We start from the raw sequence: 12,276 nt of genomic DNA on the forward strand, positions 1-12,276 counted from the left end.
AATAAAGAGTAAAAAGCATAAACCAGGTTTCCCCTATTGCCTACTGCCTCCCCATTCCCTATTGCCTATTGCCTATTGCCTGCTGCCTCCCCATTCCCTTACTTAGGTAGTGCCCCTTTAGGATAAGCAATGCGCTTATGATTAAACTGTTGCCAAACACGAACAAACGTATCCGCAATTATGGGCATTTCCTCACGCTTCAAACCAGAATCAACCAACTGATGATCTTGCCATCTCGCTCTGAGAATTTTATTCACCATCCCTAAAGCCTCTTCATAGGTTGCTTCTTTGAGCGATCGCAAGGCAGCTTCACAAGAATCGGCTAACATCACAATACCCGTTTCCCGTGATTGGGGAATCGGCCCTGGATAGCGAAAATCCTCTTCCTTCACAATTACACTCGGATCAGCCTCAGCCATTTGTTTGGCTTGATAATAGAAAAAGGCAATTAACATCGACCCTTGATGTTCGGGAATAAAGGCCTGTATCGCTTTCGGTAGGCGATACTGTTTCGCCAATACCAAACCTTCACTCACATGCTTCTTAATAATTTCTGCACTTTTCCAGGGGTCTTGAATCTCATCGTGTTTATTCGGCCCACCCATTTGATTTTCAATAAATCCGAGGGGATCGTGCATCTTACCAATATCATGGTACAGGGTTCCAGCACGGACTAGCTCACAATTGCCCCCCAGGTTACGAGTGGCCGCTTCTGCGAGGGTGGCAACAAATAAAGTATGTTGAAACGTTCCAGGAGCTTCAGCCGCTAACCGTTGTAGCAGGGGACGATTAGGGTTAGAAATTTCTGCCAAGCGCACCGGAGTGACCAAATCAAACAAATGTTCCAGATAGGGACTCAATCCTAAAGCAGCAATACTCGAAGCTAATCCTCCCAACCCTTGCAGAGCAGCACGAGTTAACAGAGGTTGCCAAGTAATTCCCGGAATAGCAGTTTGAATTAGAGTGACCACCAAATAGGCAAACCCTTGGGTTAAACCGACTCCTATCCCCAAAACAGAAGCTTCTTCACGCGATCGCATCCGGCCCGCCATCATTCCAGCTAAGATCCCTCCAGCAGCACTGGCTAACCACTGATTCCAAATCACATCCATGCCAATTGGCAATACAGCAGCCGTCAAACCGACTACAGTCGTGGCGATACTAGAGCCATAAAAGCCTCCCAACAATAAGCCAATTCCCGATAGGGCGATCGACGGTAACTTAAGGCTAACCAACAAGGGAGACGTTAAGGTCAGCAAAAGGATCAGAATTCGGTCTCGTTGACGCATTCCCGGATGAAACCGCCTTGCCACGAGCCAAAAAACGGTCACTGAGCCACCGATCAGCAAAGCATAAGCACTTAATCCTTCCCAATTAATTTGACGCTGGCTTAATTCAAAATGGTCAATGAGGACAAACTGTTTGTCAGAAATCTTATCCCCTTTACTGACAATTATTTCCCCCTCATGCACCTGATACTCAATCGGGGGGAAAGCCTCAGCCGCTTTTTCCGCCAAGCGGTTGGCTTCTTCTTTATCATGAATGAGATTATGTTGTCCCTTCAGAACGGTATGGAGCGTATCCGAGGCAAACTTCTGTGTTTCTGGGGGCACTAAATCTTGCACTTGCAGGGCGATCGCCTGTTGCAATTGTCGCTCTGGCAGACCTTCAGCCAGACCTTGGGTCAAAATCCGCTCCAGACTTCGCTTGACACCGGTTTGGGTCTCTTCCCAAGTGGCAGCACTCCAATCAAATAAAGCAGGAGGATACAAGTTGATACGATTGTCGCTCTGTTGTATCTTCAGTTGATCTACAGCCAATTCATAGTTATTCCGGGACTCAGAAATCTTAAATACAAGATTTGCCCAGTCACTGGCTGAACTCTGTTGTTTCACACTTTGCAATTGGGAGATCGCCCCCTGAAGTTGGGGATTCAGCACCAGTGGATATTGAAGGTCACCTGGAGAATTATTAGTGCTAGACGGTTGTTCCGCTTCCTGTTCTGCCGTTTCTTCTACAGGAAACATTTGGAGGATTTCTAGAATTTGTTGCCATTGGCTATTCGAGAGTTGGCGTAAATAGCGCTGCGTTTCGACAGGCAACAGGAATTCGTCCACATAAGGAAATTCACCGGTTTGCCGCCGCCAATAATCCCCTGGAGCCAATAAACTCGTTAGAGTGTTCTGAAGTTCTTGGTTTAACTCCAAATTAATTTTCAGTACCGTATAGGAACCGCTACGGATTAATTTTCGCCGATTTTCCGTTTCCTTTTCATCAATCACCTTTTCTGTGCGCGGAGTAATGATGGTTTCTGGAGCTAAAGTGCCCGGTCGCAGTTGGGGCGCGCTGTAGAAGCGATAACCGAAAGAACTGGTCACTGAAGCAACGGCAACCACGAAAAAAGCCGTAGGGGGAATTCTTTTGACTGATGTTTGGCGAGCAACATTCTGGGGTGGATAAGCAACATCAGTCCCTGGTGTTTTCTCAGAAAGGGAAGAGGCTTTGTATCCAGGTTGGCATTGTTTGGGAGCATTGGTGATGTACATTCGCCACCATTGGTCTACCCGTTTACTCAGTGCTTGCAAAGATTTCATTGTGGCACCCAACTCAAATTGGCTACAGGGTTTTTGATCTGGCCCCATTTAACTGTGGCCAAGACAATACTCCAGTGGGTTTGGTTTAAGCTCGTTTTGCTTACTCCTTCCTAGTTATTAGGAGAATTTAGCACATCTTTAGTGTCTTTCAATCTAGACTATCTTAGCGTGACCCGATCTTTTCTGGATCGCTCCTGGATCGGGAGTCGGGGGTGGAGAGATCCTCCAGACACTCTAAAGATGGGGATACGGGGATCGGGAAAATCCCCAACTATCGATTACCAAAATTTTTAATTTTTAATGGAGACTAGATCGGCTCCTGACCAACTGGCGAGCAGATGGGCGCTGAGGGTATTTAAGGCTTTGATCCCATGGGGCCAAGGTGTTTTGGAATTTTGAATTTTCTCTGCTAAGAAAATTTGCCAGGGTAGGGGAATGCCGAGACGAGTTTGGTAAGTTCCGCAGAGGGTTGCAGCAATACGACTGCTCAGGAAGGATTGTTGGGGATTTTGCTGGGCTAGGGCGATCGCCCCTGGAAAAGATTCAGAACTCTGTACAAAGATCTCTAAACCGTGAAGCAGGGCAGAGTGAGCGGGCAAGTTACTTAAAGCATTGGGGTTAACCTGGGCTAAGTGCGATCGCCCATCAGCGATTAATTGATGCGGAGTGACAGAGCCTTCAACCAAGGCGCTGAGGCTGATCGCGATCTGTAAGCCCAGGATTTGGCAATCTGAAGATAACTGATAATGGTCGGCGATCGCTTGCCAATTTTCCACCAAGGACTCTCGGTTTTCATGGAAATACAGGGATATCGGTATAATCAAGCCAGTTACTTCCCAAGGCTGGGCAACGGGCAGCGCCTGGAACCTTAACATGCCCTGTTGATTAAACTGTTGACATCCTTGAACCACCAAAGTTCCCCAAACAGAATCCGAAATCGGGGAATGAGAATCAGCGATCGCTGCGCCCCAGAGTGCACCCTGAAAGCGGCTAGATAATGGAGTGGTGATGTGCATCAAAAATCAACCCTTTCAACGAAAAGGCTGAGTGAAAGGGGTCACTCAGCCTCATAATAATGATTTACCCAAGACTCAGATCTAAGGGTTTAGTCCTCATAAATCCGACATTCAGCCGCATCGGGATTATTATCACAATATTGTTCAAACCCAGTTTTGGGCTTGACTTGCTTTTGGTGAGAAGCTTCTGCTTGCAGTTCTTCAACCGCATCCCAAGCCGCAGCACATTCAGGTGAGTTAGCCCCTTGTGCATCACAAACGGCACGAGCTTCAGTTAACTCTTGGTCAATTTTCTCTTCCATCTTCGATTGGGTGTTGTTCGTCATAAGATAGGGTTCTAGATTTTCAGTAAGTGTTCTTCAAGGATACGTTAAACCACTCGGCCCGTTTCTGCACTATCCTAACAATTCACAATCGAATCTGAACGAAGAGCACATATTAATTTAATATTAAAACAGGTTTACACAACAGGGGAGTCGAAGATTGGAGCAGATGCAATGGGCAAATGCCTTATCTACCCGTCCATCTCTGGAGGCTGCGATCTCTGAAGTTGTCGAAACAGTCCATCGACAAATGCCCGAACCTGCCTCTATTGCGCTAGTCTTTATCTCGTCTGCCTTTACCAGCGAATTTTCCCGCTTAATGCCCTTGCTGCAAGAAAAGCTCAACACCAGAGTGTTGATCGGCTGTGGAGGTGGAGGGATCATTGGGATGGTCTCTGGCGAGACTCCTGAAGAATTTGAAGATCAAGCGGCCTTAAGTTTGACTTTAGCCCGATTGCCGGGTATTCAGGTCAATGCCTTTTACATTGATACCGAAGAATTACCCGATCTCGATGGCCCTCCCGATCCATGGGTGGAGTTAGTGGGGGTATCTCCCGAACGCCATCCCCATTTGATTCTCTTGGGCGATCCGATGTCCCCTGGTTTGAATGATTTGCTTCAAGGTTTAGATTTTGCCTATCCCCATAGTCTGAAAGTGGGGGGGTTGGCTAGTTCAAGTCCGGTCAATCAAGGCAGTAGTTTATTTTATAACTACGAACTCTATAGCGAGGGAATCGTGGGTTTAGCCCTGAGTGGCAACATTGCCGTAGAGACGATTGTAGCTCAAGGTTGCCGTCCCATTGGTTCGATTTATCAAATTACCAAGGCTGAACGTAATATTGTTTTAGAATTGCAAGAAGAAGAAGCTAGTGGATTTCAGGGCGGTAAAACTGGGGTTCCCTTGGAAATTTTACGCGAAACTGTGGCTAACTTAAGTGAAGAAGACCGGGAGTTGGCCCAAGATTCCCTGTTTGTAGGCGTGGCAACGGATAGTTTTAAGACTGAGCTGGAACCGGAGGATTTTTTAATTCGCAATTTGTTGGGGATTGATCCCAGGATAGGTGCTTTGGCGATCGCCGAACGGGTGCGAATTGCTCAACGGATTCAATTTCATCTGCGGGATGCTTTAGCCTCCCAAGAAGAGTTACGAACTCTATTGGAGCGATACCAGCAGCAATTAGATCAGCACACTGGGGGCAAGCTGTTCTTGTCATCAAGTTGTCCTTCCAAAGTGGGTGCTTTAATGTTTACCTGTTTGGGGCGAGGAGAACAACTGTATGACGAGCCGAATGTTGATTCAGGATTATTTCAGAGATACTTTCCATCGATTCCCCTGAGTGGTTTTTTCTGTCAAGGTGAGATTGGCCCAGTGGGTGGTAATACGTTTTTACATGGATATACATCTGTGTTTGCCATTTTCTATCAACCCTAGAGAGGAGCCAGACAGCACAGTTACAAGGAGTACTCACTGGGTTCATCGGATTCTTCCAGGCGATCGCGACCTTGTTCTTTAGCTCGGTATAATCCTCGGTCAGCCGCTTGAATCAGTTGTATTGCTGAACAGTTGTCTTCTGGAAAGGCACAGGCAATGCCTAAGCTGAGGGTAATATAGTCGCTGACCTCAGATTGAGCATGGGGAATGTGTAGTTGCCTGATTTCGTGGCGAATATTTCGGGCTACAGCGATCGCTCCAATTGCATCGGTTTGAGGTAGAATCACTGCAAATTCTTCTCCACCGTAGCGAGCGACTAAATCTTGGGGACGACGGACGGCTCTCTGAATACCCTGGGCAATCTCTTGTAAGCAGCGATCGCCCTGAAGATGGCCGTAGCAATCGTTATAGAGCTTAAAATAATCCACATCTGCCAGAATCAAGGATAATGGAGTTTGGGCCCGTTTCATTTGTCGGACTTCCCTCTCCAAAGTTTCATCAAAGTAATGACGGTTTGCTAGCTGGGTGAGGCGATCGATACCTGCTAACCGTTGCAATTCTTGATTGGCATCGGTGAGTTCCTGAAACTTTTGAGTTTGTTCCCACCAGCGTTTCACCCGTTGTACTAGGAGCGTGCCATGAATGGGTTTAGCAATCATATCGACAATGCCCAAATTCAAGGCTTGAGTGACCCAATCTGGATCATCTAGGGAATGGAGCATAAAAATCCCTGGAGTCTCGGAGGTCGTTTTGGCATACCACAAGGTTTGCAACTGTTGACAACAGGTGAGGCTATCGCCATCGGAGAGTGAACCATCTAATAAAATAATATCTGGCTCCGTTTTTTGAGCTAGGCGTAACCCAGCTATTGCTCCATCCACTTCAGTGACGGCGTAGCCTTGATTGCTCATCAGGGTACGGATCTCAGAGCGTAGTTGAGGATCTGCGGCGATCGCCAATACCCTGGGAGGATTAGCGGCATAGGGATTGCCCCGTCCTCCAGAAATTAATTCAAAGGGGCTGCCAGGTACAGGAAATTTGATTGGGGATGAATGATGGGAATCGATAGAAAATAGCATTTGCGAATCACTTGAACTCTACTATTCTACTATCGAACATCCCTTGAAGTTTCTCAGTGATAGAACTATGGAAAGAGGGTGATAGTACCTAAGTTCTGTGAGTGACTGAGCTAAAGCCTCGTAAGTGAGCGCGATCACGCCCTGAAAATGCCAATATAGAAGGAGTGAGAGTTCATGCTAGGGAGTGATTGCCCGTGGATGAGTTGCGAGTTGAGGAGCTTGAGCGCTTAAAGCATCGGGTTCGAGAATTAGAGGCAGAAAATAAAGTTCTACGAAGAAGGTGTAGGGATCTTTATTGGGGTGAGGGGAGAGCTGCAAGATCCGTAAGCAAGAACTTTGAGTCAGAGCAAGACGTGGAGTCTGGGGTTCGAGAATCCAGGGTTGTGTTAGATAAAGAAATGCAGATACGCTCTATTTTTCAGGCGATGCAGGATGTAGTTTTGGTTTTGGATGCCGATCTTCAGGAAATTGAGGTCATTCCGACCCATCCGATGATTTTCGCCCATCCTCAGTGGGATATTGTCAATCAGACTTTGGAGTTGTTTTGGGATGGAGACCAAACTGAGATTTTTCGCAGTCAAATTGAGCGATCGCTTGCCCGTCAGTATCCCGTAACGTTTGAGTATAGTGTGCGCCAAGGCAATCGAGATTTATGGTTTACGAGTCATATTTCACCGATTTCTAAGACTTCGGTCGTTTGGGTAGCACGGGAAATTACAGATCGAAAGAAGGCAGAGCTGCGACTTCAGAATATTCGGGAACAGCTCGAGATGATTGTGGAGCAGAGAACAGGAGCACTGCAACGGTTGAATGCTGAGTTAGAGCAGCGAGTACAGGAGCGCACAGCCCAGTTACAGGAAGTCAATGAGCAGTTGCGTCAGGAAATTGGCGATCGCCACCACGCTCAGGAGGAATTGAGGCGCTCTAAGCAGTTGTTGCAATTGGTGATGGATAACATTCCTCAATTTATTGTTTGGAAAGATTTACATTCGATGTATTTGGGCTGTAATCGGAATTTTGCCCAGTTAGCTGGGTTATCTACCCCAGAAGAGATTGTGGGGAAAACGGATTATGATTTGTTTTGGACTCGCGACGAGGCCGATTGGTATCGACAGGGCGATCGTCGAGTCATGAATCGCAATCACCCAGAATACCATCGAATAGAAAGCAAGCTGAAAGAAGATGGCACTCGTTTATGGATTGATACCAATACGATTCCTCTCCATGATGCTAAAGATCAAGTAGTAGGAATTTTGAGAACCTATGAAAATGTTACCGAACGTAAGCAAATTGAAGAACAATTACGATTAACTCAATTTACTCTCAATCGCCTAGGCGATATCGTAGTCCTGATGTCTACTGAGGCACAGTTGTTTTATGTGAATGATTCAGCTTGTCGAACATTGGGATATGAGCAATCGGAGTTATTAAATCTGAAGTTTTATCAAATTGATACCTTCTATTCTGCTGAAAGTTGGCAAGATCGTTGGCATGAATTACGTCAGTTAAAATCTCTAACCTGTGAATCGATTCTTTGGACAAGCAGTGGTGTGCCGATTCCCGTAGAAGTGCGGATGAATTATTTAAAGTTTAATGGTAAAGAATATAATTGTGGGATTTTTCGAGATATTTCTGAACGCAAAAAAGCAGAGGAAGCGCTGCGGGAAAGTGAGGAGCGATTTAGAGCAATTTTTGAGCAGGTCGCTGTGGGCATGGCAATTGTGACTTTAAATGGGCATTTTTTCCGAGTCAATCAGAAATTTTGTGATATTCTTGGATATAATCGCCCCGAAATGCTATCAAGAACGTTTGAAGATATTACTGCTCCAGAAGATTTAGGGAAATTGATGGGCACTATCGACCGTATATTGACTGAAGATAATCCCAGTGAAACCCTAGAGAGTCAATATATTTGTAAGGATAACAAAATAGTTTGGGGTCATGTCACGATCTCCTTAGTCCGCAAGACTTCTGGGGAGAATCATTATTATATTTGGGTATTTGAAGAAATTAGCGATCGCAAACAAGCCGAAGAAAAACTTAAAGCTTCTCTGAGAGAAAAAGAGGTTTTACTCAAGGAGATTCATCATCGGGTTAAAAACAATTTAATGGTCGTGTCTAACCTCTTAGAATTGCAGTCTGAATATCTAGAAAATTCTAGTCTAATAAAAATATTGTCAGACAGCCAGAATCGAATTTATTCGATGTTATTAATTCATGAGAAATTGTACAGAACCACAAATCTAGATCGGGTCCAATTGGATGATTACTTAGAGTCTTTAGTCGCAGGATTGTTGGATTCCTATCAAGGTCGAGAACAAAAGGTTGAGTTGATCTTAAATTTAAATCCCATTCACCTGAATGTTGAAACAGCTAATCCTTGTGGATTAATTGTTAATGAATTAGTCTCTAACGCCCTAAAACATGCCTTTCCTAACAAGCCGCAAAACTATCAAGGGATCATTTGGGTAGGACTAGAAAAAAATGAGGATCGGGTCATCACTATAGAGGTAAAAGATAATGGGATTGGATTGCCCGCTAATTTTGATATTCGCCAAGTGGATACCATGGGATTAGAATTGGTCTGCACTTTGGCCGATCAACTAAAAACTAAGCCAGAAATAATTCCCGGTATAGGAACTCATATTCGGTTGAAATTCTGGGAACTCAAATATCCTCGGAGGTGGTAATTATGGGAAACCTTAAAATCTTAATTGTAGAAGATGAATTGTTAATTGCTAAAGGACTGGCTAGAAAATTAAAAAAACTGGGCTATCCGGTCATAGAGATTGTCGCTTCTGGAGAAGAAGCTATCCAGTATAGCAAAATTAATCAGCCAGATTTGATCTTAATGGATATTGTTCTAGAGGGAGATATGGATGGCATTGAAGCCGCTCAAAAAATCAATGAGTTTCAGTCTATTCCGATTATCTATTTAACGGCTTATGCTGATGATGACACCCTGGCGAGAGCAGAAGAGACCAATTATTATGGTTATTTACTCAAACCCTATAAAGAGAGAGAATTGTATGCCACCATGAAAATGGCATTGAAACAATGGGAAGAAAATCAAATTCTCCGTAAATCTTTAGCCCTTGCCCATGCCAAAAGTGAAGAACAATCACGCTACTTATCGATTACATCCCATGATTTGAGAAATCCCTTAACAACGATTCAAGTATCAGCAGAGATGCTCAAAGACTATGGCGATAAATTATCGGAAGAAAAAAAACAGAAGCATTTAGACTGGATTAAGTCTTCAGTAAAAAACATGAATAGCTTGCTCGAAGATATTCTCACCCTGCATCAAGCGGATGCGGGAAAAATAACTTTTGAACCCCAACTGATCAATGTCGTGGAATTGACTGAATCCATTGTCCAGAATTTTGAGGCGATCGCCACTGAGAAGCATCAAATCATCGTGCAAGCGTCACCACCGGAAATTATTGCCTCCTGCGATATTAAATTGCTCTACCATATTTTAGGGAACTTACTCTCCAACGCCATTAAATACTCACCAGATGGGGGACGCATTATCCTGGACATCTCCCTGACAGCCACGGATGTTATCTTTGTTATTGAAGATCAAGGGATTGGATTTCCACCAGACTATCAACCCAAACTCTTTACCCAATTTGAACGAGCTTCTAATGTTGGCTCGATTAAAGGAACCGGTTTAGGACTCTCCATTGTTAAATATGCTGTAGAGTGCCATGGGGGAAGTATTAGTCTCACCTCTCAAGAAGGAATAGGGACAAAGGCAATCATTTCTCTCCCCTGTCTTCCCCCAGTCCCTGTAAACTAGATCGAGCTATCTGATATTGATCTGCATCCATGAAACTGGTCTGTACCCAAAGTGACCTTAGCACTAACCTCTCCCTCGTGAGTCGAGCTATTCCGTCGCGTCCCTCTCAACCCATTCTCAGTAACGTTCGGTTTATTGCCGATCTCCAAAATCAAGAAGTGAGTCTCACGGCTTTCGACCTCAGTCTGGGTATTCAAGCTCGTTTTCCCGCCACGGTAGAAGAAGATGGAGATCTGGCCCTTCCTGCTAAACTCCTCAATGACATGATCTCTCGACTCCCTTCAGGCGATCTCACCCTAGAGACTGACTCTGATGATGGCGAAACCCTTGACCCAAATGTAACCATTACCTGCTCCTGCGGACGCTATCAACTCCGAGGACTTGACCCTGAAGACTATCCAGCCTTACCCATCATTGACACTGGCGAAATCCTTACCCTTCCCTCAGCAGCTATTCTCGAAGGGTTGCGTGGCTGTTTGTTTGCAACCAGCTTAGACGAAACCAAACAAGTCTTAACCGGAGTTCATTTAACCGTTAAAGAAGATAGCGTAGAATTTGCCGCTACAGATGGTCATCGTCTAGCCGTTGTCACCACCAGTACAGAAAAAGATGAAGAAGAAAATGTGACTCCCATTCAGTCCAATATTCCCTTTGAAGTCACCGTTCCCGGTCGCGCTCTGCGGGAAATTGAACGCATGATTGGTTCACACAAAGAAGACATCAGCGTAGATTTGACTGTAGACGAGGGTCAAGTCGTATTTCAACTTCCCTCTTGTCGCCTTAATTGTCGCACCCTAGACGGCCAATATCCGGCTTATGAACAACTCATTCCCCAAGTCTTTGAACGGCAAATTGATCTCGATCGCCGCCAACTGTTAAGCTCAGTCGAACGGATCGCCATTCTCGCTGATCAGAAAAATAATGTGATCATGTTTAGCCTCCAAGGTGACACTCAAGAAGTCATTCTGTCTGTCGAAGCAACGGATGTAGGTTCAGCAACGGAGTCTATTTCCGCAACCATTTCCGGAGAAGATTTGCAAATTGCCTTTAATGTGAAATATTTGGTCGATGCACTCAAGGCTATTCCTTCCCAAGAGTTAAAAATTCAGGTCAATACAGCCGATAAACCGGTGATTTTGTCTCCCCTTGGTGCGATCCAAATGACTTGTTTATTAATGCCAGTTCAAATTCGTAGTTAAAAGGGGATGCCTGGCAACGTTTCTTATGGCTCCCTACCCTAGGAGTATGGTGGATTACAGCATTTTCTGCTCTGCTCTCTCTACCCTTAAGCCTCCTTGTCACCTCTTGAGGTCCGCGACAGCAGAAATCGCTGTATGGTTTTGGATGATTGGCAGAAGAAAACCCGGTTTAAAAGCTAAATCGGGTATCACTAAAAACGGAAATTAATTTTTTGACTCACCAGAGCAAGAATCTTTACGATTCAACCCATTCTAAAACTGCCTCTTCTTTTGTATTCGTATCACGAGAAGGGGTTTTGCGGGTAAATTGCATATGAACAGAACGGTTTTGTACTCCATCAGCCGCAACTGCCATAATCGGATAATCAATTAAACCATCTTGGAAAGACATCTGGAATCGGAATGTTCCATCTGGATTGAGTTTAATCGGTTTACCACCAATGGTCACTGTAGCATCAGGTTCCGTTGCACCATATACAATGAGTTCTGCATCAGCTACCAACCAGAACTTGCGCGGTTGAATAGGAGGGGCAGAGAAGCCTACTCCAGACATATGTACACCAGACATAGTCGGCATTTCCATACCAGCTCCGGACAGGGTTTGTCCCACACCAGACATAGTTAAACCGGCTCCAGACAGGGTTTGTCCCACACCAGACATAGTTAAACCGGCTCCAGACAGGGTTTGACCTACACCGGACAGGGTTTGACCCACACCGGACATAGTTAAGCCAACCCCAGAGGTAGTTAGTCCTACACCCGAGGTAGTCAGTCCCACGCCCGAAGTGGTCAGTCCTACACCAGACATGGTTTGACCTACACCAGACA

The 12,276-nt window shown here is 45.2% G+C and carries 8 protein-coding genes and 1 pseudogene; 4 read left to right on the forward strand and 5 right to left on the reverse strand.

All coding sequences use genetic code 11. The annotated features are described in order from the left end of the window. Window positions 1-98: 98 nt before the first annotated feature. From J7529_RS17595 to J7529_RS17605, 3 genes are all read right to left on the reverse strand, one after another. Entirely contained in the window at window positions 99-2,594 is a 2,496-nt protein-coding gene (locus J7529_RS17595; RefSeq protein ID WP_318730053.1) for an HDIG domain-containing metalloprotein, read from the reverse strand. A gap of 290 nt (window positions 2,595-2,884) precedes the next feature. Next, window positions 2,885-3,610: a hypothetical protein gene (locus tag J7529_RS17600; protein ID WP_318730054.1), complete on the reverse strand. Its 726-nt coding sequence runs from the start codon at window positions 3,608-3,610 to the stop codon at window positions 2,885-2,887. An 89-nt stretch (window positions 3,611-3,699) separates the two neighbouring features. Continuing rightward, entirely contained in the window at window positions 3,700-3,936 is a 237-nt protein-coding gene (locus J7529_RS17605) for a Calvin cycle protein CP12 (protein ID WP_271939836.1), read from the reverse strand. Between the two features lie 166 nt (window positions 3,937-4,102). Here J7529_RS17605 and J7529_RS17610 point away from each other — a divergent pair, with 166 nt between their 5' ends. Continuing rightward, a complete protein-coding gene (locus J7529_RS17610) occupies window positions 4,103-5,365 on the forward strand; it encodes an FIST N-terminal domain-containing protein (protein ID WP_271939837.1) in 1,263 nt (420 codons plus the stop codon). A gap of 20 nt (window positions 5,366-5,385) precedes the next feature. On the opposite strand, the gene J7529_RS17615 is transcribed toward J7529_RS17610, so the two are convergent. Next, a complete protein-coding gene (locus J7529_RS17615; RefSeq protein WP_318730055.1) occupies window positions 5,386-6,444 on the reverse strand; it encodes a diguanylate cyclase domain-containing protein in 1,059 nt (352 codons plus the stop codon). A 383-nt stretch (window positions 6,445-6,827) separates the two neighbouring features. Here J7529_RS17615 and J7529_RS17620 point away from each other — a divergent pair, with 383 nt between their 5' ends. From J7529_RS17620 to dnaN, 3 genes are read left to right on the forward strand one after another with little or no spacing between them, the layout of a single operon-like run. After that, window positions 6,828-9,134, forward strand: a complete 2,307-nt coding sequence (locus J7529_RS17620; protein ID WP_318730056.1) for a PAS domain S-box protein — start codon at window positions 6,828-6,830, stop codon at window positions 9,132-9,134. Window positions 9,135-9,136: 2 nt separating this feature from the next. Next, a complete protein-coding gene (locus J7529_RS17625; protein ID WP_318730057.1) occupies window positions 9,137-10,249 on the forward strand; it encodes an ATP-binding protein in 1,113 nt (370 codons plus the stop codon). A 29-nt stretch (window positions 10,250-10,278) separates the two neighbouring features. Beyond that, on the forward strand, window positions 10,279-11,448 hold the full coding sequence (gene dnaN / locus J7529_RS17630) for a DNA polymerase III subunit beta (protein ID WP_318730058.1): 1,170 nt from the start codon (window positions 10,279-10,281) through the stop codon (window positions 11,446-11,448). Window positions 11,449-11,683: 235 nt separating this feature from the next. On the opposite strand, the pseudogene J7529_RS17635 reads toward dnaN, so the two are convergent. Beyond that, window positions 11,684-12,276, reverse strand: a pseudogene (locus J7529_RS17635) (hypothetical protein); the annotation flags it as partial.

Source organism: Roseofilum sp. Guam (assembly GCF_017746735.1).
GTDB classification, from domain to species: domain Bacteria; phylum Cyanobacteriota; class Cyanobacteriia; order Cyanobacteriales; family Desertifilaceae; genus Roseofilum; species Roseofilum reptotaenium.